Below are 21,865 nucleotides of genomic sequence, written 5' to 3' on the forward strand. Positions count from 1 at the left end.
ACCCTTGCTTCACGGATTGGGTCATACGGATTTCCGATGCGAGAACAATGGAACGATAACGCGTGCACGGCCTTTCGACAAAGAGAAGCGGTGCGACTTTGGATGAGGAGAAAATTGCGTTATTGAAGCAGTTTTCTGGATGTGTGGAGCACATGTGCGCGATTTTTTTCTCGGTCGCGCATCATTTAAATGGGGGCCCACACGCTTCTTCATGCAAATGAAATAAAAGGGACGTTTCGGGTGAACAATACTTCGGGAACGTGGAACACACGCGATGTGTGTGCTGTCGCCGAATGTGGCTGAGTCTGTTCAGTCTCCCCTACCATCCTTAGGAACCCTACCGCCGCCATGAGCAATTCGTTATTCGACCCGGAGTCCGCGCGGACGACCAAAATGGCCCCGATGACCGAGGAGTTGGCCCAGGCACTCGCCTCGGAAGAGGGTGGCCGGCTCTGGTTGCGTCGTGGTGTCTTGGCGGGTGTGTTCGTGCTCGCCATCACGGCCGGGCTCGTGTGGCGGGCGAAGCATCGTCCGCTGCCACCGGCGAAGTACGTTACCGCTGCCGCAACCGTCGGTGACGTGTTCGAGAAGGTTCAGGCAACCGGCGCGGTCCAACCGGTTCTTCAGGTCAACGTGGGTGCGCAGGTCAACGGCCGCGTGAGCCAGGTCTTCGTCGATTACAACTCGCAGGTGAAGAAGGGCGACGTGCTCGCCGAAATCGACGCGGCCGTGTACGGCACGCAGGTCGCGCAAGGTCAGGCGAACGTGGTCTCGCAGCGCGCGCAAGTCGCCAGCGCGAAGGCGCATACCGTCGAGGCGCGCCTCTCCTACGAGCGCACGAAGCGCCTCTACGAGCAGAGCCTCGCAACCAGAGCCGCCCTCGAGACCGCCCGCGGCGCGTACGATGCCGCGAAGGCTACGGAAGAATCCGCCCGCGCGACCGTGGGCATGGGTGAAGCGCAGCTGCAGGCGCAGAAGACCAACGTCGGCTACACGAAAATTTTCTCGCCGGTTGACGGCGTGGTGGTCACGCGCTCGACGGATCCCGGCGCGATGGTCATCGCGAGCTACCAATCGCCGACGCTCTTCGTCATCGCACAAGACCTGCGAAAGATGCGCGTGCTGGCCGACATCGACGAGGCCGACGTGGGCCGCCTCAAGGAGCAGATGGATGCCGACGCCGTGGTGGACGCGTTCCCCGGTGAGTCGTTCCACGGTATCGTGCAGCAGGTTCGTTTCAGCCCGAACAACCAAGCGGGCGTCGTCACGTACTCGGCCGTCGTCGAGGTGGCCAACCCGGACGAGAAGCTCCGTCCCGGCATGACGGCGACCATCACGATCCGCACGCGCGAAGCCAAGAGCGTGGTGCGCATTCCGAACGCGGCGCTCCGCTACCGTCCTTCGCCGCCGCTCGGTGCCGACGGCAAGCCGATCGCGCAGCCGCCCGAGGCGCCGCTGGCCAAGGGCACGGGCCGCGTCTTCGTCATCACCAGCGACAAGCCGGGCGAGGAGAAGGCGGAGCCGAAGGTCATCGCCATCGGCGCGAGCGACGGCATCGTCACCGAGGTGACCGATCCGTCCCTCAAGGCGGACACCAAAGTGGTGACCGACGAGCTTGATTTCTCGAAGAAGAAGGGTGGTCCGTTCTAGTGGGCGAAGCGCTTCTCGAGCTCGCACGCGTCAGCAAAGAGTATCGCTCCGAAGCGGGGCTCGTGCGTGCGTTGCGTGATGTGTCGGTCACCATCGAGCAGGGCGAGTTCGTCGCCATCGTCGGCACCAGCGGCTCGGGCAAGTCGACGATGATGAACATCCTCGGCTGCCTGGATCGGCCCACCCGCGGCACGTACAAGCTCGGGGGTCTCGACGTTGGCGGGCGCACGAACGACGGGCGCGCCATCGTGCGCAACCGGCTCATTGGGTTCATCTTCCAGGGCTTCAACCTGCTGTCGCGCACCACGGCGCTGGAGAACGTGGAGCTTCCGCTGCAGTACCGCGGCGTTCCCGCGGCCGAGCGCAAAGCCCGGGCGACGAAGGCGCTCGAGGCGGTCAACCTCGCGCAGCGCATGTACCATACACCGAATCAGCTCTCCGGCGGTCAACAGCAGCGCGTCGCCATTGCGCGCGCGTTGGTGACCGACCCGCCGTTGCTCCTGGCGGACGAGCCGACGGGTAACCTCGACACACGCACCAGCTATGAAGTGCTGGCGCTCTTGCAGCGGCTCAATCGCGAGCGCGGCATCACGATCATCCTCGTCACGCACGAGCACGACATCGCCGCGTGCGCCTCGCGCGTCCTGTTGGTGCGCGACGGGCGCATCGAAAGCGACACCCGGCAGGAGTCGCCGACCAACGCGGCGAAGATGTTGGCCGAGCTGCCGCCGCCTCAGGAAGCGGTGGCGCAGGGGGAGCGCCAGCTCGACGTGTTCGATCTCGGGCGCCGGCTTGCGCGCAAGGAACCGGTTCCGCGTGCGGCGGGCCTCGCGATGGCCGTCGGGCTCCTCGCAGGTGCGGGCTTGGGGTCGCTCTACGACGCCGTCGTGCTGGGGCAGGTGGGGCCGCTCATTCCGCTGGTCCTCGGCGTCGTCGGCGAGGCCCTGGTCGGCTCTCGTTACAGCGCGAAGAAGCTTGGCCACCCGCTGAGCGGTGACCAGCGCGCGCGTCTGGCGCTCTATTACACCTTGGCCACGAGCGCGCTCATGGCCTTCCTCGCGGGCTGGCTGGTCTTTCCGAAGATTCCTCCGTCGCGTTTCGAGAGCTGGGTCACGCCGGGGCAGGTGCCCTGGGCGCTGGCGGCGGGCATGATTCTCTCGGCGGTGGCCCTCGTGCTCTTGCGCTACTTGCTCCTCACCCTCATGGGGTCGTCGTTCGTCACGAAGTTCATCGGCGGACGCGGGGTGCGAAAGAGCGCCTCCGTCCCATGAAGAATCGCACCCTCCTCAACGCGTTCCGCTTGGCCATGACCGCGTTGGGGCGCAACAAGACGCGCTCCGCGCTGACCGTGCTGGGCATTTTGATCGGCGTCTCGGCGGTGGTGACCGTCACCGCGTTGGCCACGGCGGCGAGCGAAAAGGTGGGCGGGCAGCTCGATAGCTTCGCCAGCAACGCGATCTTCATCTCCGCGCGCCCCTCGCAACACGGCGGCCAGAAGCGCACCAACGTGCGCCTCACCGACAACGACGTGAAGTCCTTGGACCGCGAGGCCGTGAGCCTGGCGGGCGTGACCTCGTTCAGTAATACGGAGTCGCAAGTCGTTTATGCCGATCAAAATATCAATACGATGATCGTCGGGACGACGTTGCCGTATTTCAAAGTACGGAAATTCCAAATTGCGCGCGGCGCATTTTGGACGGAGAGCGACGAGCTGCTGAAGACGAAGGTGTGCGTGATCGGTCAGACGGTGGCCAACAAGCTATTCCACGGCGAAGACCCCGTGGGGCGCACCGTTCGCGTCGGGCGCGCTCCGTACACCGTGCTGGGGCTGCTGGCGCCGAAAGGGAATTCGGCCTTCGGCGACGATCAGGACGATCGCATCATGATGCCCATCGGCAGCTACCGCGCGCGCGTATCGTTCTCGTACGGTGGCAAGGTCGATCAGATCTTGGCCAGCGCCTCGTCGGAGGAAACGACGTCCCGCGCCATCTCGCAGATCACCGCCATCTTGCGGGCGCGCCATCGGCTTCCCGAGGGCGCCGAGGATGATTTCAAGATTGCCTCTCAGGATGAATTGAAGCGGATGGAAGGCGCCATCGCGGCGGTGCTCTCCCTGCTGCTGCTCGGCGTGGCCGGCGTGAGCCTGGTGGTCGGCGGCGTGGGCGTGATGAACATCATGCTGGTCAGCGTTTCCGAGCGCACGCGCGAAATCGGTATTCGTATGTCCATCGGCGCGCGCGAAAACGACATATTGACTCAATTTCTGGTGGAGGCGGTGGTGCTCAGTTTAATCGGCGGCATCGCCGGGATCGTGCTGGGGATGCTGGCAGCCTTCGGGTTGGGGTACGCGCTCGATTGGCGCGTCGTTCCCAGTGTGCCGGCGCTGGTGGTGGCCTTGGTCACGAGCGGCACCATCGGCATCTGCTTTGGCTTTTTACCCGCGCGGCGAGCGGCGAAGATGGATCCCATCGACGCGCTCCGGACGGAATGAGGCGATGAGCATCGTCGCACGAGTCTTCGCTCCCGTTGGCCGGGCCATCGTCCCGGTGAAGCTGGCCATGCGGGCCATTCGCCGCAATTTGATGCGGGCGACGCTCACCGTGTTGGGCATTCTCATCGGCGTCGCGGCCGTGGTGATCGTGACCTCGCTGGGCACGGGCGCACGCGACGCGGTGAGCCGGCAGCTCGATACACTGGGCTCGAACCTGATCTTCCTCTTTCCGAGGAGCACCGCCGCGTCGGGTGCGCGGAGCCGCACGGTGACGGGGCGCATCACCGAGGACGATGCGCGGGCCATCCTGCGCGAATCGGTCAGCGTGGACCGCGTCTCGCCGACCATCACCACGCGCGTGCAGGTGTCCAACGGGGACAGCAGCTACTCGACCACGATCAACGGCGTCATGGCGCAATGGTTCTCCGTGCACAATTGGACCTTCTCGTCGGGCGGTCCATGGACCGACAGCGACGCTCTACTCAAATCGAAGGTCTGCGTGATTGGCCAAACGGTGAAGTCTCGCCTGTTCGGCAGCGAGGATCCCGTGGGGCAGGTGATTCGCGTGGGCAACTACCCGTACCGCATTTCGGGTGTGCTCGCGCCCAAGGGCGATCTGTTCGGTGCCGACCAAGACGACGTGGTCGCGACGCCGCTCGGCGGCGTGCGTTCAAGGTTTGCGCGCATGCCGCCGGGGACGGTGCAAATGCTGACCATGACGGCGACGTCGGCCGATACGACCGACCGCGCCGTGGAGCAGGTGACCGAGATTTTGCGCCAGCGTCACCGCATCCGCGATGGCGCGCAGGCGGATTTCGACACGCGCACGCAGAAGCAGATTCAAGAGATCCAGGGAACGATCTTCACCGTGCTGACCGTGCTGCTCATTTCGGCGGCGGCGATCAGTCTGCTCGTGGGCGGCATCGGCATCATGAACATCATGCTGGTGAGCGTGACCGAGCGCACGCGTGAGATCGGTATTCGCATGGCCATCGGCGCGCGCGAGGGCGACATTCTGCTGCAGTTCCTCATCGAGGCCATCGTGCTTTCCTGCTTCGGCGGCCTCGCGGGCGCCGGCGTGGGCGCCCTCTGCGTCGCCGGCATCGGCCGCGCCCTCGGCTGGAGCATGAGCGTGAGCGGCCTTTCCCTCGCCGTGAGCCTCATCACCAGCGCCATCATCGGCATCGCCTTCGGCTTCTTCCCCGCCCGCCGCGCCGCGAAGCTGGATCCGATCGAAGCGCTGCGCCACGAATAACGGGCCTGTCCGGGACAGGGCGGAAACTGTCCGGGACAGGGGCTGGGTTTTGATTCGTGCGGGAATTTCGGGGATTCTCGATCGGCATCCGGGGTGCAATCGATTCCGGCATGACTCATAATTCCGCTATGGATTACGCCGGCAACATCGGACGGACCGAAGGGCCTCACACGTGGGAAGAGTTCCTCGATCTCGATGACGACGACCGCCGCGAACTGATCGATGGCGAGTTCGTGGAGATCGAGGGCATGCCGGGGATAGAACACGAGTACACGGTTGCAGAGCTGATCTATTACCTAAAGGCGTGGGTAAAATCGCGGCGTGAGGGCCCCGTCCTCGCGTCTGGCTACAAGGTTCGGATCACGAACAAACGCGGGGTCATGCCGGACCTTCAATTCTTCATGAAGGACAATCCGAACCGGCAGCAATCGCGCGGTCTGTCCATCGGCCGTCCCGACCTGGCGGTGGAGGTCATCTCGCCGGGCAGCTCGAACTACGATCGCGTCAAGAAGTTCAATTGGTACGCCGATATCGGCGTGCCGGAATATTGGATCGTGCACCCCATCAAGCACACATTCCAACAGTTCGTTCTGAAGGACGGCCACTACGTGGCCATGGCCTCTCTTGCGGACGACGAAGTCTTTCGGTCCGAAACGTTCCCGGGATTGGAGATCCCGTTGGCTGAACTTTGGCTACCGCCGGATCAGGAAGACGAAGCTGGCACTAAGTAGATGCTGCGCGGCGGAGGCGGTCGTGGATGGCGAGCCAGCGCTCGTCGTGGGGCGGCGACTCGATGAGGATGATTTGCGCGTTCGCGTCGTCGCAGGCGTGGAGCGTCGTGAAGAGCGCGCGCTCGTAGCCTTTGGGGTCGCCGGGCAGAACGTGGTGCGCGAGCGAGCGCGCTTCGTCGGAGTGCGCGACGATGGCGAGGGCACTGCCACGGTGTTCGCGGGCAAGGTGGGCCAGGTGCGCGGGGCCGTCGGCGAGAAGAATGCGGCCGCGCGGGGCGTAGTGGCGAGCGTCCATGCCGGGGGAAGGACGCGCGGCGTTTTGGGCTACGTCGGAGGCGACGTGCATCTCGATGTCGCGGACGACGGAGCGCAACGTGGGGAGGTCGATGCCGCCGGGGCGCAACACCACGGGGCGTGGGCCGCGAACGTCGACCACGGTGGACTCGATGCCGCCGGGACAGGCGCCGCCGTCGAGGACCATGTCCACGGCATCGCCGAGGGACTTCACCACGTGGGCAGCGGCGGTCGGCGAGATCGTCTGGTACCGGTTCGCGCTGGGGGCAGCGATGGGCTCGCCGAGTCGCGCGATGAGCGCGCGCGCGACGGGATGAATCGGGGCACGCAGGGCGATGCTCGCACCGCCGCCTGCGGCCTCTGCCGGAACATGGGGCGCGCGGTCGACGACCAGGGTCAGCGGCCCGGGCCAAAACGCGCGCGCCAGCTCGGCGGTGCGCTCGTTCCAGCCGAGGGCGAGCTCGCGCGCTTCGTCCTCACCGAGCACGTGCAGAATGAGGGGGTGGCTTCGCGGGCGGCCCTTTGCCCGAAAGATGCGGCCCACAGCGTCGGGATCCAGCCCGCGCGCCCCCAGGCCGTACACCGTCTCCGTGGGGAACGCGACCAGGCCTCCGGCGCCGAGAATCCGCGCAGCGGCGTCGATGTCCCCCGGATCGGGGTGCTCCGGGTGGATGGTCACGAGCTTCACGGCGTGCCTCTTAGCACTTTGTGGTACGACCGTTGGCTGTGATCGCTCGCTTTTCCACTTCTTCCGCCGTGCTTGTCTTCGCGGTGACGGCCGCGTGCACCGCGTGTGGCGGTGAGCCCAAGTTGGCCGTGAGCCCGCCACCGAGTTCCGTCGATGCGGGGGCGAGTGCGGCCGCTCCGAGCGCCCAGCGCTATCCATATGCCGCGTCGAGCGTGCCGATGGCCACCATGCCGCCGCCATTCCAATATGGCTCGCGCAAGGCCGAGAAGAAGTCCGTGCCCGCGGCGGCGGGCTGCCGCGATGCTCTGGGCACGGGCTCGGGCGATCTGGCGACGCAGGTGCAGAAGGTCGCCAAGTCGTGCAGCGAAAAAATGCGCGCGGTGGCTGGGCCCACGGCGGGAACGCAGACGCCGGGCGCGCCCGCGCAGAACATCAAGCTCAAGGCCGAGTCCGGGCGCTGCTACCGCGTGGTGGCCGCGGCGGCACCGACGGTGAAGAGCCTCGTGGTCGTGGTGACGGATTCCACCGGTGCGGTGGCTTGGGAATCACGCACCGAAGAGCCGCGCTTGGTCGCACCGGAAGACGGCAACCTCTGTTTCAAGGCGGCCGACGATGCGCAGGTGACAGTGAGCGTCGGTTCAGGCGAGGGCGCGTACGCGGTGCAGATCCTCGTCGAGTGATGGGGCCGAGTGACGGATCGGCTTCGCGGCTTGTCCCGCGAATCCTTTACATCTATACATTCTCGGCAGCATTTCACTGCACATCCATCGGCGGGCCTCGTGCGCGCCGCAACTACGGCCCAAGGCTCGAGGTAACGTCATGAGCGAAGGACACAAGGTTGTCAGCCCCACGCATTTTCCCCGGCCGCGCGGGTATGCGAACGGCATCGTCGCCGAAGGAAAACTGCTGTTCATCTCGGGCCAAATCGGTTGGGATTCGGACGCGCACATCGTCAGCTCCGACTTCGCCGTGCAGTTTCTGCAGGCGCTCGACAACGTCATCGCGGTCGTGCGCGAGGCGGGCGGCGGTACGGAGCACATCGTGAAGCTTCTCGCCTTCGTGACCGATCTCGACGCGTACCGAGCTGCGCGTGGCGCCATCGGTGATGGCTGGCGTGCCCGCATGGGCAACTACTACCCGGCGATGAGCCTGGTGAAGGTCTCGGGCCTGCTCGAGCCGGGCGCACTCGTGGAGATCGAGGGCGTCGCCTCGCTTCCGAAGTGAGGTCGCGCGGCCATGACGACCGCGGCTCCAAAGTTATCGGCGGGCGCACGGGACGTGAGCCTGTGGGTGCGCCTGCTCGACTGCCACAATCGCATGCTGGTCGAGATGCGGCGGCGGCTGGACGGGCAGATCACCCTGCCGCGGTTCGATCTGCTGGCCAGTCTCGAGCATGAGGACGGCCAAACCCTCGCCGCGCTGAGCCGTCGCCTCTTGGTGACGGCCGGCAACCTCACCGGGCTGGTCGATCGGGCGGAACGCGATGGCGTCGTCGTGCGCCGTGCGGACCCGAACGATCGCCGCCTGTCGCGCGTCTTTCTCACGCGCAAGGGGCGCGAGCTGCTCGCCGAACTGGTGCCGCTGCACGCGGCGCACGTGGGCGAGCTTCTCTCCGCGCTCGATCCGGCGGAGCGCCGCGAAATGCGGCGGCTGCTGGGCAAGCTTCGCCAATCGTTGGCGACCACGCAGACCGCGCGGCCCGAATCGCGCAACGGCACCAAGGAATAGCCATGAAGGCGATAGCCCCCGAGACATTTCGTTACGCCCTCGAAGACGGCGTGGCGACCCTGACGTTGTCGCGCCCCGATCGATTCAATGCGCTCACCTTCGACGTGTACCGCGAGCTCGCCGACACCCTCGACGAGATGAACGCGCACGACGAGATCCGCGCCGTGGTGCTCACCGGCGAAGGGCGCGCATTCTGCTCCGGCGGCGACGTCGACGACATCATCGGCGAGCTCTTCGCGCGCGACATGCAGGGCCTCGTCGCCTTCACGCGCACCACCGGGCGGCTCATCGCGAACATCCGCAAACTGCGCCGGCCGGTCATCGCCGCGGTGAACGGCGTCGCCGTCGGGGCAGGTGCGGTCATCGCCCTCGCGAGCGACATCCGCATCTGCAGCGAGAAGGCGCGCTTCGGGTTCATCTTTCCGCAGGTGGGGCTCTGCGGCGCGGACATGGGCGCCGCGTACCTGCTCCCGCGCGTGGTGGGCCTCGGGCATGCGAGCGAGCTGCTCTTCACCGGCGACATCGTTCCTGCCGAGCACGCGTTGCGCATCGGCCTGGCAAACCGGGTCGTCACCCCCGAAGAGTGTCTTCCCGAGGCGCAGCAGCTCGCGCGGAGGCTCGCCTCCGGCCCGGCGTTCGCGCACGCGATGACCAAGCAGATGCTCGAGAGCGAGCACACCATGCCGCTCGACGCGGCCATCGAGGCCGAGGCGCAGGTGCAGGCCATCTGCATGCAGCACCCGGATTTTCGCACGGCGTTCGACGCGTGGCAGAAGAAGACGCCGCCCACGTTCGCCGGTGCAAGCCAACCTTGGCAGGCCAAATAGGAACCATGAAGCCGTCCACCTTCGATCTGCCGATGTTCTTCACGCCGGAGCACCTTCGGCTGGGAGAGCGTTGCCACGCGGACTTCGTCGAAGGGGACGCGCCCGCGTTGCACGTCCCCAAAGACGTCGTTCCGCACCTCGGCAAGCTCGGCTACTTGCACCATCTGGCCGCGCCGGTGAGCGTGCGGGCACTCTGCATCGTGCGCGAGTCGCTCGCGTACCGCTCGCCCCTGGCCGATTCCATCTTCGCGGTCCAGGGGCTCGGCTCGTTCCCCATCGTGTCCTCGCCAGCGTTCCCCGATCGCGAACGCGTTCTCGCGGAGGTCCTCTCTGGGGAGCGCGTGGCCGCGTTTGCGCTGACCGAGCCCGAGGCGGGAAGCGATGTCGCCTCGATGCGCACCACCGCGCGCCGCGAGGGTGATGCCTGGCGCCTCGACGGCGAGAAGGTCTTCATCTCCAACGTGGGCATTGCGCGGCACTACATCGTGTTCGCCAATGCCGATCCGGCGGGCTCCAAGAAGGGCATCAGCGCCTTCGTCGTCGAGGCCGATGCGCCGGGGCTCGAGCTTTCGCCCGTGCACATGAGCGTGGACCACCCGCTGGGGCGTCTTCGCATGCAGAACTGTCGCGTGCCCGCGGGCGCGCTCGTGGGCGAGGTCGGCCATGGAATGCGCCTCGCGTTGGGAACCCTGGGCGTGTTTCGCACGTCCGTCGGGGCCGCCGCCAACGGCATGGCCGCACGCGCGCTCGACGAGGCGATCGCGCACGTGCGCGGGCGTCAGCAATTCGGGCAGCGCTTGGCCGATTTCCAACTGACGCAGGCCGCCCTCGCCGAAATGGCGACGGAGCTCGATGCAGCGCGCCTGCTCGTCTTTCGCGCGGCGTGGCTCAAAGACGAAAACCCTGATTCGCGCGACCCCACGGCGGTGGCCATGGCCAAGATGTTCGCCACCGAGGCCGCGCAGCGCATCATCGATCGCGCGGTGCAGCTCCACGGCGGCCTGGGGGTCACGTTGGACTGCGTGGTGGAGCGCCTCTACCGCGAAATCCGCGCATTGCGCATTTACGAGGGCACCACCGAGATCCAAAAGCTCATCATCGGCTCGGCGCTCGCGGGGGCGGCGGAGAAGTAACCTTGCTGTTCCAACCCTTTCCCATTCGCTCGATGCTTCTGCCCAATCGCCTGGTGCTTCCGGCGATGGTGACGCGCCTTTCGGGCGAAGACGGCGTCGTCAACGCGGACATCAAGACGCGCTACGCGCGTTTCGCCAAGGGCGAGGTGGGCCTCATCGTGGTGGAGGCCATGGCGGTGCACACGGCCAAGAGCGGTCCGTTGCTTCGCATCGGCTCGGACGAGTTCGTCCCGGGCCTCACCGAGCTCGCGCGATTGTGCCACGATGCGGGGCCGAGCAAGGTCGTCCCGCAGATCATCCATTTCTTGAAGATCTCGCGATCCGGGTGGCGCCAAACGGTGGACATGCTTTCCCACCAAGAGATCGACGACATCGTGGAGGCGTACGGCACGGCGGCGGTGCGCGCACGCCGGTGCGGCTTCGACGGGGTCGAACTGCACATGGCGCACGCGTACACCCTGTCGTCCTTCCTCTCGCGCGTGAACCCGCGCAAGGACGAGTACGGCGGCACCTTGGAGAACCGCCTGCGTCTGCCCGTCCGCGTGCTGGAGCGCGTGCGCAGCCTCGTGGGCAACGACTTTCCCGTGGGCGTGCGCTTCCTCGGCGAGGAGTGCATCCGCAACGGCTACACGGTGCTCGATGCGGGGCCGATTGCCGTGCGCCTCGCGGGGGCGGGCGCGGATTACCTCTCGCTTTCGGCCGGCGGCAAATTCGAAGACGCGCGGCCCATTCCGGGCGAGCCGCTCTATCCGTACACGGGCTACTCCGGCGATCGGTGCATGCCGGGCAATCAGTACCCGGATGGCGCGAACCTCTACATCGCGGAGGCCGTGCGCGCGGCGGTGCATGCTGCGGGGCTCACGACGCCGGTCGTGGCCGTCGGAAAGATCCCGACGCGCGAGCTCGCCGAGCGGGTCGTGGCGCACGAAAAGGGCGATCTCGTGGGCATGGCGCGCGCGCTTCTCGCGGATCCCGATCTGCCGCGCAAGTGGCGCGAGGGGCGCGAGGAAACGGTGGTGCGATGTGTTTACGGCAACGTCTGCAAGGCGCTCGACGAGAATTTTCGCAAGGTGACGTGCACGCTCTGGCCGAAGGCGCTGGGGCGTGCGCCGGAGAGTCATGACGTTATCGCGCCGGTGTGGCCGCAGACGGGACCCGAATTGCGTGCAGAATGCAAGGACGGGAGGGTGCTCCTCCGATGGAAGTCGGCGTCGGACAACGAGGCCATTTACGGCTACCAGGTGATGCGCGCCGAAGGTGACGGGCTCTTGCTTCACCACGCCAGCGTGCGCGGGAGCTCGACCCGCTACGAAGATGCGCGCGTGCTCGGCGGCCAAGTGTACCGTTACGCCATCCGCCCGTACGACTTGGCGGGCAACCATGGTCCGATGAGCCCCACCGTGCGGGCGACGCTCTCATGAGCGGCATCGCAAGCTCGGCCCGGGGCGTAACGAGGTTCGACATGAGCGACAAGCCGACGTTTCCGAAGATCTTCAACCTTGCGGACTATTACCTGTTCGATCGGCTGAAGGAGGCCCTGGGCGACAAGGTGGCCATCCGCTTCGGTGCGCGAACGTACACCTACGCGCGCGTGGCCGAGCGCACGAAGCAGATGGCCTCGCTCTTGGCCGACGCGGACATTCGTCGCGGAGAGCGTGTGCTCATCGTCCTGCCGGACGTACCGCCCTTCGCATGGGTGTTCTTCGGCGTGCTCCGCGCGGGCTGTGTCGTGGCGATGGCCAACCCCGACTCGCCGTTCGAGCAGATCGCATACTTGATCGACTACACGCGTGCGACCGCCGTCGTGACGGTGCCGCAGGTGGCGGAGAAGATTCGGGGCCTGACCGTGAACGAGGTGCGGCGCGTCTTCGTGGTGCCCGATGCGGCGACGGGGGACGATCCCGAGACACCCCTGCCGCGGGCGGCTGGCCCCATTTTCGTCGACTTGGCCGAAGCGCTCGACGAGGTGCGCGTGCGCGAAGACGCGCCGGTGATCGCGCGGGACGAGGCCGCGATTTGGCTGTTCACCAGCGGCTCGACCGGTGAGCCCAAGGCGAACATGCACTCGCACCGCGACTTTGCGTACAACACCGAGGTCTACGCCAAAGGAACCGTGGGCTACCGGCGCGACGACGTGACGGTGAGCGTGTCGCGTCTTTACTTTGGATACGCCACCGGCACGAACCTCATGTTCCCCTTTGCCGTCGGGGCCACCGTGGGCCTCTTCAGCGAGCGCCCCACGCCAGAGAGCCTGGTTAAGGCCATCGACATGTACCGCCCCACCGTGGTCACCAACGTGCCCACCATGCTGGGAAAATTGCTCGAGCACGACGCCACCTTGCGCAAGGACGGCAAGCCCGGGCTCGACTTGAGCAGCATCCGCTTCTCGCTTTCCGCGGGCGAGGCGCTCCCCGAGCCGCTCCTCACCCGCTGGCTCGAGCGATTTTCCAGCGACGTTTACGACGGGATTGGCTCCGCCGAGATGTTCCACATCTACGCGTCGAACCGCCCCGGCGACATCAAACCGGGCTCGCTCGGCAAGGTCGTCGATGGCTACGAGCTTCGCATCCTCCCCGAAGAGGCCGAGGGCCCCGGCGCCACGCCGTGTGCGCCCGGCGAAATCGGGGTCCTCTGGGTCAAAGGCGACAGCGTCGCCCACGGCTATTTCCTCGACCGCGACAAGAGCTTCCGCACCTTTCACGGCCACTGGTGCCGCACGGGTGACCTCTTTCGCGTCGACGAGCAAGGCTACCTGTACTTCGCAGGCCGCGCCGACGAGCTGCTCAAGGTGAGCGGCCTCTGGGTTTCGCCCATCGAGGTGGAGGAGTGCCTCATGCACCATCCCGCCGTCGTGTTGGCCGCCGTCATCGGCGTCGAAGAAGACGGGCTGCTCAAGACGAAGGCCTTCATCATCGTCCGCGACGGCACGCCTCCCTCCAAGGCGCTGGCCGACGAGCTCCAGGACTTTGCCAAGGGACGGCTCTCGAAGCACAAATACCCGCGCCTCATCGAGTTCGTCGCCGATGTCCCCAAGAACGATCGCGGCAAGGTCGACCGCAAAGCCTTGCGCGCCATGGAGGCGGCCAAGCGATCCGCGGCGTCCCCGGGAGACTCGTGAGCACGCGTCTCGCCGATCTTACCACGGAGGACGTGGCCGCCATCACGTCGCGCCCGCCCACCTGCGTTCTCGTCCCGGTGGGGAGCGTCGAGCCGCACGGCCCGCACCTGCCGCTCGCCACCGACACGGTGATCAGCGAGGAAGCTGCCCGTCGCGCGGCGGATGCTCTACGCCAGGCAGGCATCGCGACGTACGTGGCGCCGCCCGTTTCGTACGGCGTCACCGATTACGCGCATGGCTTTGCCGGCGCCCTGTCCATTCCCGCGCCCGTGCTCACGGCGTACCTCGAGGCCATCGCGAAGGGCCTCCTCGGCGAGGGGTTCTCGCATGTTTGCCTCGTGAACAACCACCTCGAGCCCGCGCACGATGCGGCGGTGCGGGCGGCCATCGTTGCCCTGCCGCAAGGCCGCGCATCGGTGGCGTGTCCGCTCACGCGCCGCTGGGCCCGCACCCTCTCGGAGGAGTTCCAGCGCGGCGACTGCCATGCGGGGCGCTACGAAACGTCCTTGGTCTTGGCCGCGGAGCCTGCGACCGTTCGACCCGCCGCCAAGACCCTGCCCGCGGTGCCGATTAGCTTGGCCGACGGCATTCGCGCCGGAAAATCGTCCTTCGCCGAAATGGGCATCGACCGCGCGTACACCGGCGCGCCCCGCGAGGCCACAGCCGAAGAAGGCGATGCGCTGTACGCGAAACTCACCGCCATGATTGTAGCCGAGGTACAAGAGGGGCTCTCTGCGTTGGCGCCGACGGAAAGAATCACCTAGCGCAAAAGTCGATGGATGGTGGCGGACCCGCGCGTGGTTTGCAGGCGAGCAGCGGCAGCGAGACTATCCCGGCGAGACCGGCGCCTTAGTCCGTCCCCAGCGGCAGGATCGCCAGGAGATATGGCGATCCAGACTTTCTGGACCACACATCGCTCTGGTCCCGCCGGTTTCCTCTCGCTGCCGCGGTGCTTGCACGGCAAAAACGTGAGACCCGCGCATTCACTCGAAAGGTACCTCTCGATTGACGCTAGAGTTGCACGCATGCAGACGCCGCTGATGGGGTTCAACGCCGCGCGCTCGACCATCGTCGACGAGGTGGTGAAGCGTGTGTGCGATTCGGCCAAGGATCCGCTTTTCCTGCTCAACGACGCGGCCTACCACGAGATCCGTCGCCTCAGTGTCAACGGCGGGGACGAGCTGGTGGAGTGGCGCGCGCTGGCCAGGTCGCTCGGGCGGTGGACGCAGGATCAGCAGCACGTGCGGCTCGAGGAGCTCGCGCGGCGCTATGCGTGGGACGTCGCAGGCAACTTCGATCCGCGCGTGTACAAGGTCGTCTCGCGCGCGACGGTGCCCGTGCTCGGCGCCATGCTCAAGCCGCGGCACACGCTTCGCCAATTGGCCCACGTCGGCGACATGAGCGCGCTCGATGGGCGCATTCTGGTCGAGGGGCCCGTCGCGCAGATTCGCACGCTCTCCTCGATTGGAACGTTGGTCTACGTCCCCACGCACCTCTCGAACCTCGATTCGGTGGTGTTCGGCTTTGCACTGGAGCGCTCGCAGCTTCCGCCGGCAACCTACGGTGCGGGGAAGAACCTGTTCACCAATCCGGTGCTCAGCTTCTTCATGCACAATCTCGGCGCGTACCGCGTCGACCGACGGCTAAAGCACTCGCTCTACAAAGACGTGCTCAAGACGTACTCCTGTGTGCTCCTCGAGCGCGGCTACCATAGTCTTTTCTTTCCTGGCGGCACCCGTTCGCGCTCGGGCGGTGTGGAGCGAAAACTGAAGCTCGGCCTGGCCGGCACGGGCATCGAGGCCTTTGCGCGCTCGGCCGAGCGAGGAAGGCTTCAGCCGGTCTTTTTCGTGCCAGCGACCATCAATTACTTGCTCACGCTCGAGGCGGAGACGCTCATCGACGACTTCCTTCAGGAAGAAGGAAAATCGCGCTACATCATCGACGACGACGAGTCGACGCGCTTTGGCCGCATTGCGGCGTTCATGCAGAAGCTGCTCAAAATGGATGCGAGCTGCGTCATTCGATTTTCCCGCCCCATGGACTGTTTTGGAAATACCGTGGATGAGCTAGGCCGCAGCCTCGACGCACGCGGACGCGTCGTCGACGCGAAAACGTACGTCTACGATGTGAAAGATCGCCCGGTGCACGACGTGGCGCGCGACGCGGAGTACACGCGCGAGCTTGGCGAAGCCATTTGCGAGGCCTACAAACGCGACACGGTCGTGATGGCGACGCATCTGGTCGCGGCCGTCGCGTTCGAAAAGCTCCGGTCGACGTCGGGGAAGGCAGACATTTTTGCTCTGCTGCGCCATCGTGACGACGTCGTCGTTCCGCGGGCGGAAATGGCGAACGATATCGACCGCCTCGTTGGAGAAGTTCGAAAAATGGCCGATCGCGGCGAAATAGTGCTGGCACCTACGGTGCGTGCGGCGAAAGGAGAGGCTATCCTGGCCGAGGCGCTTCGGGCGTTTTCTGGGTACCACGCGAACGAAGTCATCACCCCACGCGGAAGCGATCTCGTCTTGGCGGATACACGTTTGCTCTTTTATTATCAGAATCGGCTAGCTGCCCACGGGCTCGCCGCCGACCTCATCGCGCCGCCCGGCGTAAGACCTGCGGAGCCAATATTGGCCTCCGGCGCGAGCGGCGAAACGCTTTCAGGTGTGAGCGCCGGTACGAATCGCACGATTGTCGCATGATCACCGCCGACGGTACTAGGCCGATGCGTGTCCGTGCGCTATGGTGCTCGCCCTTCTGGACAGAGGCTTCGCTGTGAACCCGATCGATTCGCCTGACCCGTCGTCGACGGGAAAGACCCAAACTGATATCTCGAGCGCACCCAAAGTGAACGCGAGCACGCCGTCTATCGAATCGTCATCGGCTTCGCCGAACGATGCACCGTCTGTTTCGACCCCCTCTTCAGGAGCGGCTTCCGAAGCCTCGCCTGGGGCTGAAGCTCCCGAGGCTTCTGCGAGCGAAGCTTCGTCTTCGGGCGAGGGTGCTTCCACCGGGCAATCGCCCGAGGGGGGCGCTGCCTCGAACCCGGAGAAGAAGAAGCGCCGTCGCCGTCGTCGGAAGAAGCCTGGTGCTGCCGCAGGCGGGCAAGCCGCCGCAGGTGGCGGCGCTGCCGGCACCGAAGGCCATGAAGAGGGCGCGGACGACGGAGAGTCCGATGGCGAAGCCGCCGAGGCAGGCGCCGAAGGTGGCGAGGCCGTGGAAGCGAAAGAGGCGAAGTCCGGTGAGGGCGGCGCCGAGGCCAAGCCCGGTGGCGACAGGGCCAAGAAGGACAACAACAAGAAAAAGAAGGCGAAGAAGGATCGCCCTGCCAAAGAAGCGCGCGAGCGTCCTGCGTTCAACGTGGGCGACGTCGTCTTCGGCAAGATCCTCGAGGTCAGCGACGACGCCATCTTCGTCGACCTCTCCGGGAAGGGCCGGGCCGTCTTCGACAAGCTCGAGTTGCTGCTGCCCGAGGACGTGGCCGATCAAATCGAAGACGAGGCCCGTCGTGCGGAAGCGCGCGCCGAGGCGATCATCTCCGGTCGCGATCCCGACGCCGCCGAGGCGGCCGCTGCCGCGAACCACGCCGCCAAGGAAGCTGCGAAGGCCACTGGCGAGGCGACCGGGACCGAGGCGGCCCCTGCCGCCGAGCCGGGCGCCGAGGCTTCCGAGCCTGCGCTGACCAACGGCGCGGGTGAAAACCATGCGGAGCATCGCCGCATCGTGCAGTCGCGTCCGCCGGAAGGCGACGCTCCTGCCGCGGTCGAGGCGGAAGCTGCCCCGGTTGCAGAAGGTGCGGAAGCGCCGGCTGCTGCTGCGGAAAGCGACGTTGTCGAAGGCGGCGAGGCTGCTGCAGCCTCGGAGTCTTCCGGCACGGCCGAATCGGCCGATCCTGGAGAGGGCGGCGGCGAGCCGGGTACGCCGGGTGTCGTTCAGCTACCGCGCGTGGTGCTCGAAGCGGGCGCACCGTTCGTCGGCGTCGTGCACAACGACGGCGGCCGCGGCGGGCTCGTGGTGCTCACGCACCATCCGAAGCGCGCCTCCAAGGCCAAGCCGCAGGTGGCCGCGGCGTTCAAGCAGAAGAACGAGATTTTCGGTCTCGTCACCGGCGTCATCAAGGGCGGTGTCGAGGTCGACGTGGACGGCGTTCGTGCCTTCGCGCCGGGTTCGCACATGGACCTGCGTCTCGGTGCCGACCTGCATCCGCTGGTCGGGCGTCGCCTGGCGTTCTTCGTCACGCAATACGGCAAGCGCGGGCGCGACGTGGTGCTTTCGCGCCGCGCGTTGCTCGAGGCCGAGGCGAAGGTCACGCGCGAGGCAGCCCTCGCGAAGATCCAGCCCGGCACGACGGTGACCGGTACGGTCCGCAGCGTCGTTCAATTCGGTGCGTTCATCGACATCGGCGGCGTCGAAGGCTTGGTGCCGCTCACCGAGATGAGCCACAACCGAGGTGACACGCCTTCGGACGTCTTCAAGGTCGGTGCCCAGGTCGAGGTGAAGATCCTTCGCATCGACGAAAAGCACAAAGTGTGGCTCTCGCGCCGCGCGACCATTCCCGATCCGTGGGGCGCAGTGGCCGAGAAGTACGCCTTCGGCACACGGCACACGGGCAAGGTGGTGCGTCTGCAGCCGTTCGGCGCCTTCGTGGAGCTCGAGCCGGGTGTCGACGGCCTCATTCACACGGCGGATCTCGCGATTCAGCGCATCGAGCATCCGAGCGAGGTGGTGAAGGTCGGCGATGCGATCGAGGTGGTGGTTGCCTCGCTCGATCCGGGCTCACACCGCATCGGCCTGCATCCGGCTCCGACCGGGCCCGCCGCGGACGAAGCTCCGCAGCGCGTGCAGCTGCACAAGGTCGTCAAAGTGCAGGTCGTCTCGATCGAGACGGGCGGCCTCACGGTGCGCGTGCTGGGCGCCACGGGTCGTCATGCCCGCGGCTTCATCCCGGCCGGCGGCACCGGCACCCCGCGCGGTACCGATCTGCGCAAGCAGTTCCCGCCGGGTCACACGCTCGATGCCAAGGTCATCGAGATGGACCCGAAGCGCTCCGAGATCAAACTCTCGATCCGCGCGATGCAGGAAGAGAGCGAGCGCAGCGCTTACCAGCAGTACCGGCAGCAGGTGAAGCGAGAGGCCAAGTTCGGCACCTTCGCGGATCTGTTGGCCAAGCGCGGGCCCACGCAGAAGTAGCAAAAGTAGCTCGCGCCGAAGGCGCGGTAAGATGGCTTCATGCACTTAGGAAGCTGTCTTTGCCGCGCCGTCCGGTATGAAGTCGACGGCCCCATTCGCCGCAGTTCACATTGTCATTGCAGCATGTGCCGGAAGTTCCATGGCGCAGCCTGCGGCACGTACGCCAGCATGAAGCGGGAACGCCTGCGCATCGTGGCGGGCGCGGACGCGATCACCGCGTACGCCTCGAGCGAGCACGTGCGGCGCTCGTTCTGTTCGCGTTGTGGCTCGTCGCTCTTCTTCGAAGACGACAAGGCGCCCGATCTCATCGACGTGACCTTGGGCACCTTGGACGACGAGCCCGAGGCGAAACCGTCGGTCCACATCTTCTTCGTCGACAAGGCGGCCTGGGAAGACGTCCCCGAGGACGGGCTTCCACGCTTCGACCAGTCGTACCCACGCGAGATGCCGCCCGACCCGGACCCAGGTAAGGCTAGAGAAGGCGGCGCGCCTTGATTTCTAGGTAGCCTTTCACGAGCTCGGGGGTGACGTCGTCGGGGAAGACGTCGAGCACGAGCACCCCCGAGTTTCGCAAGGTGCGGATGAGGCCATCGCGCCACGCGAGGGCTTCGGCGGCGGCGGCGCGCACATAGAGGTCGTGCGCCGTGTCGGCGGGCGCGGTCGCGAGATCTTCCACGTCGCGATCGCGCATGAGCACGCAGAGCGGCAGGTGGCGCGGGAGCAGGCCTCGGACCGCGGAGGCGAGCTCCTTCGCCGAACGCGGGTCGAGCAGGTTCGTGAAAAGGATGAACAGCGAACGCGCCCGCACCTGCGTCTGCAGAAACGAGATGGCCGCGTGGTAGTCCGTGGCCGCGAAGCCCGCCTCCAGCGCATAGGTTGCGCGCGTGAGCTTTCGGCCCCCTGCGCGGCCTCCCATGGGTGGAACGAAGGTGCGCGGCGCATCGTCGAAGGCGATCATCCCGGCCTTGTCGCCGCCGCGCAGCGCAACATCCGCCGCGAGAAGCGCCGCGTTGAGGGCGTGGTCGACGCTGCTGAGACCCTTCGACGTGCCGCGCATCGCACGGCCTACGTCCAACGCGAAGACCACGTTTTGGTTCGACTCGGCCTGGTACTGCCGCACCGTCGGATCGTCGCGCCGCGCGAAGGCGCGCCAGTCGATGTGCCGCGCCTCGTCGCCGCGCTGATAGGGACGCAGCCGCTCGAACTCCGTGTCGCCGCCGCGCACGCGCAGCGAACCGAGTCGCGCGTCCTGCCGACCTTGGCGGCGCAAGAGCTCCAGCGAACGCGCCGCGTGCACGTCGGGGAAAATATCGACGTGCGCCGGCAGCTCGATGCGCTCTTGGCGCGCCACCAAGCCGAGGATGGAGCCATAGCGCACGGTCACCCCGCGAAAGTCACGCGGGCCACGCCGCGTGGGGTGCACCTCGTAGCGCAGGTGCACCTCGGCGTGCGGCGGCAGAAGAAACCGCGACGGCAGATCCTTCGTCTCGCAGTCGTCCAGCGGATCGTCGGACACGGTGCCGCTCAACGTGCGCCCGCTGCGGTTGCGCAAGGTGATGGTCACCGGGTTGGCACGTCCCACCGAGAAAATCGCCGCCGTCTGGCGCTCGGCCTGCACGCGCCGCCCGAAGGCGAGCGCGGCATCGAGCAGCGCCGCCACCACCGCGACGGCATCCAGCGCCATCAGCGCGGGGCGAACCTGGGACACGAACCCCGCCACCAACGCCACGGCGGCGATGAAAAAGAGAAGCGCGGTGAGTCGTTGGGTCGGAACCACCGGGCGCTCGCGGTCTAGCCGACCCGCGGCACGGGTGCACTGCGCACGATGTCCAGAATGCGATCGTCGGCCGTCACACCTTGGAGCTGCGCATCGGGGTGCAGCATCACGCGGTGGCGCAGCACCGGGGCGATCATGGGCTTCACGTCGTCGGGCGTCACGAAGTCGCGCCCCGAGCTCGCCGCGATGACCTGGGCCGTCTTGAGCAGCGCGATGGAGGCTCGCGGCGATGCTCCCAGCTCGATGGCCCGATCCTCGCGCGTGCGCCGCACGAGATCGACGATGTACGCGATGATGGCCTCGTCCACGCGCACCTGCGCGGCGTAGCGCTGCATGTTCAGCAGCTCGTCGGGCGAGGTCACCGGCTCCAGGCGCGACAGATCCGTCGGGTCGAAGCCGCGCGCGTGAAAGAGCACGATCTTCTCCTCCACCTCACGCGGCGGATCGAGCACGGTGAGCTTCACCAGAAAGCGATCGAGCTGCGCCTCGGGGAGCGGGTACGTGCCCTGCGACTCCACGGGGTTCTGCGTGGCCACCACCACGAAGGGCAGGGGGAGCGGCCGCGAATGTCCATCGACGGTGACCTGCCGGTCCTGCATGGCCTCGAGCAACGCCGACTGCGTCTTCGCCGGCGCGCGGTTGATCTCGTCGGCGAGGAGAAGCTGCGTGAAAATCGGGCCGGCCACGAAGGTGAAGCTGCCCGTGGTGCGGTCGAACACCGAGGAGCCGGTCACGTCGCTGGGCATCAAGTCGGGCGTGAACTGAATGCGCTTGAACACGCATCGCGACACCACCCCCAAGGTACGCGCGACCAGGGTTTTGCCCAGCCCGGGCGCGCCTTCCACCAGCGCGTGCCCTTGCGCGAGCGTCGCCACGAGCACGCCATGGACGAGCTCCTCCTGGCCGACGATGACCTTGGACATCTGCTGCCTGATGCGGTCGTACGTGCTTCGAAATTGCTCGGCGTCCATTCGGTTCCGTCTTTG

General features: G+C 66.5%; 18 protein-coding genes and 1 pseudogene. 16 read left to right on the forward strand and 3 right to left on the reverse strand.

Going from position 1 to position 21,865, the window contains the following annotated elements:
- Positions 1 to 348 precede the first annotated feature (348 nt).
- The 5 genes and pseudogenes from LVJ94_04595 (at position 349) to LVJ94_04615 (ending at position 6,127) form a co-directional block, all read left to right on the forward strand.
- Positions 349 to 1,650, forward strand: coding sequence for an efflux RND transporter periplasmic adaptor subunit (locus tag LVJ94_04595; protein WXB06523.1), 1,302 nt, complete (start codon positions 349 to 351; stop codon positions 1,648 to 1,650).
- Positions 1,651 to 1,712: 62 nt separating this feature from the next.
- Positions 1,713 to 2,336, forward strand: a pseudogene (locus LVJ94_04600) (ABC transporter ATP-binding protein).
- A 581-nt stretch (positions 2,337 to 2,917) separates the two neighbouring features.
- Positions 2,918 to 4,141, forward strand: a complete 1,224-nt coding sequence (locus LVJ94_04605) for an ABC transporter permease (GenBank protein WXB06524.1) — start codon at positions 2,918 to 2,920, stop codon at positions 4,139 to 4,141.
- 4 nt (positions 4,142 to 4,145) lie between these two features.
- On the forward strand, positions 4,146 to 5,396 hold the full coding sequence (locus tag LVJ94_04610; GenBank protein ID WXB06525.1) for an ABC transporter permease: 1,251 nt from the start codon (positions 4,146 to 4,148) through the stop codon (positions 5,394 to 5,396).
- A 56-nt stretch (positions 5,397 to 5,452) separates the two neighbouring features.
- On the forward strand, positions 5,453 to 6,127 hold the full coding sequence (locus LVJ94_04615; GenBank protein WXB06526.1) for a Uma2 family endonuclease: 675 nt from the start codon (positions 5,453 to 5,455) through the stop codon (positions 6,125 to 6,127).
- Here LVJ94_04615 and LVJ94_04620 read toward each other — a convergent pair.
- Positions 6,120 to 7,109 (reverse strand): threonylcarbamoyl-AMP synthase, encoded by a 990-nt coding sequence (locus LVJ94_04620; protein ID WXB06527.1) that lies wholly within the window; start codon positions 7,107 to 7,109, stop codon positions 6,120 to 6,122. The genes LVJ94_04615 and LVJ94_04620 overlap by 8 nt on opposite strands.
- A gap of 68 nt (positions 7,110 to 7,177) precedes the next feature.
- Here LVJ94_04620 and LVJ94_04625 point away from each other — a divergent pair, with 68 nt between their 5' ends.
- The 11 genes from LVJ94_04625 to LVJ94_04675 all read left to right on the forward strand — a co-directional run bounded on the left by LVJ94_04625 (position 7,178) and on the right by LVJ94_04675 (position 19,597).
- A complete protein-coding gene (locus LVJ94_04625; GenBank protein WXB06528.1) occupies positions 7,178 to 7,789 on the forward strand; it encodes a hypothetical protein in 612 nt (203 codons plus the stop codon).
- Positions 7,790 to 7,928: 139 nt separating this feature from the next.
- On the forward strand, positions 7,929 to 8,333 hold the full coding sequence (locus tag LVJ94_04630; protein WXB06529.1) for a RidA family protein: 405 nt from the start codon (positions 7,929 to 7,931) through the stop codon (positions 8,331 to 8,333).
- Between the two features lie 12 nt (positions 8,334 to 8,345).
- Positions 8,346 to 8,837, forward strand: coding sequence for a MarR family transcriptional regulator (locus LVJ94_04635; GenBank protein ID WXB06530.1), 492 nt, complete (start codon positions 8,346 to 8,348; stop codon positions 8,835 to 8,837).
- Positions 8,838 to 8,839: 2 nt separating this feature from the next.
- Complete coding sequence (locus LVJ94_04640) at positions 8,840 to 9,664, forward strand: enoyl-CoA hydratase family protein (GenBank protein ID WXB06531.1); 825 nt, start codon at positions 8,840 to 8,842, stop codon at positions 9,662 to 9,664.
- Between the two features lie 5 nt (positions 9,665 to 9,669).
- Complete coding sequence (locus LVJ94_04645) at positions 9,670 to 10,797, forward strand: acyl-CoA dehydrogenase (protein WXB06532.1); 1,128 nt, start codon at positions 9,670 to 9,672, stop codon at positions 10,795 to 10,797.
- Positions 10,798 to 10,799: 2 nt separating this feature from the next.
- Positions 10,800 to 12,218, forward strand: coding sequence for an NADH:flavin oxidoreductase (locus tag LVJ94_04650; protein ID WXB06533.1), 1,419 nt, complete (start codon positions 10,800 to 10,802; stop codon positions 12,216 to 12,218).
- Between the two features lie 41 nt (positions 12,219 to 12,259).
- Positions 12,260 to 13,915 (forward strand): benzoate-CoA ligase family protein, encoded by a 1,656-nt coding sequence (locus LVJ94_04655; GenBank protein WXB06534.1) that lies wholly within the window; start codon positions 12,260 to 12,262, stop codon positions 13,913 to 13,915.
- Complete coding sequence (locus LVJ94_04660) at positions 13,912 to 14,679, forward strand: creatininase family protein (protein ID WXB06535.1); 768 nt, start codon at positions 13,912 to 13,914, stop codon at positions 14,677 to 14,679. The genes LVJ94_04655 and LVJ94_04660 overlap by 4 nt, the downstream gene beginning before the upstream one ends.
- A 261-nt stretch (positions 14,680 to 14,940) precedes the next feature.
- Positions 14,941 to 16,614, forward strand: coding sequence for a 1-acyl-sn-glycerol-3-phosphate acyltransferase (locus LVJ94_04665; protein ID WXB06536.1), 1,674 nt, complete (start codon positions 14,941 to 14,943; stop codon positions 16,612 to 16,614).
- Between the two features lie 514 nt (positions 16,615 to 17,128).
- A complete protein-coding gene (locus LVJ94_04670; GenBank protein WXB06537.1) occupies positions 17,129 to 19,102 on the forward strand; it encodes a S1 RNA-binding domain-containing protein in 1,974 nt (657 codons plus the stop codon).
- 168 nt (positions 19,103 to 19,270) lie between these two features.
- On the forward strand, positions 19,271 to 19,597 hold the full coding sequence (locus tag LVJ94_04675) for a GFA family protein (GenBank protein ID WXB06538.1): 327 nt from the start codon (positions 19,271 to 19,273) through the stop codon (positions 19,595 to 19,597).
- On the opposite strand, the gene LVJ94_04680 is transcribed toward LVJ94_04675, so the two are convergent.
- Positions 19,575 to 20,879: a DUF58 domain-containing protein gene (locus LVJ94_04680; protein WXB06539.1), complete on the reverse strand. Its 1,305-nt coding sequence runs from the start codon at positions 20,877 to 20,879 to the stop codon at positions 19,575 to 19,577. The genes LVJ94_04675 and LVJ94_04680 overlap by 23 nt on opposite strands.
- Positions 20,880 to 20,893: 14 nt before the next feature.
- Positions 20,894 to 21,850, reverse strand: coding sequence for a MoxR family ATPase (locus tag LVJ94_04685; protein WXB06540.1), 957 nt, complete (start codon positions 21,848 to 21,850; stop codon positions 20,894 to 20,896).
- Positions 21,851 to 21,865: the final 15 nt, after the last annotated feature.

It is taken from the genome of Sorangiineae bacterium MSr11367, assembly GCA_037157805.1.
Classification (GTDB): domain Bacteria; phylum Myxococcota_A; class Polyangia; order Polyangiales; family Polyangiaceae; genus Pendulispora; species Pendulispora rubella.

Bases quoted from the DNA above. Each gene is read 5' to 3' on its own strand.
- LVJ94_04605 (WXB06524.1), top strand. From the start codon at position 2,918: ATGAAGAATCGCACCCTCCTCAACGCGTTCCGCTTGGCCATGACCGCG.
- LVJ94_04675 (WXB06538.1), top strand. From the start codon at position 19,271: ATGAAGCGGGAACGCCTGCGCATCGTGGCGGGCGCGGACGCGATCACC.
- LVJ94_04655 (WXB06534.1), top strand. From the start codon at position 12,260: ATGAGCGACAAGCCGACGTTTCCGAAGATCTTCAACCTTGCGGACTAT.
- LVJ94_04595 (WXB06523.1), top strand. From the start codon at position 349: ATGAGCAATTCGTTATTCGACCCGGAGTCCGCGCGGACGACCAAAATG.
- LVJ94_04645 (WXB06532.1), top strand. From the start codon at position 9,670: ATGAAGCCGTCCACCTTCGATCTGCCGATGTTCTTCACGCCGGAGCAC.
- LVJ94_04685 (WXB06540.1), bottom strand. From the start codon at position 21,850: ATGGACGCCGAGCAATTTCGAAGCACGTACGACCGCATCAGGCAGCAG.
- LVJ94_04635 (WXB06530.1), top strand. From the start codon at position 8,346: ATGACGACCGCGGCTCCAAAGTTATCGGCGGGCGCACGGGACGTGAGC.
- LVJ94_04665 (WXB06536.1), top strand. From the start codon at position 14,941: ATGCAGACGCCGCTGATGGGGTTCAACGCCGCGCGCTCGACCATCGTC.
- LVJ94_04610 (WXB06525.1), top strand. From the start codon at position 4,146: ATGAGCATCGTCGCACGAGTCTTCGCTCCCGTTGGCCGGGCCATCGTC.
- LVJ94_04640 (WXB06531.1), top strand. From the start codon at position 8,840: ATGAAGGCGATAGCCCCCGAGACATTTCGTTACGCCCTCGAAGACGGC.
- LVJ94_04630 (WXB06529.1), top strand. From the start codon at position 7,929: ATGAGCGAAGGACACAAGGTTGTCAGCCCCACGCATTTTCCCCGGCCG.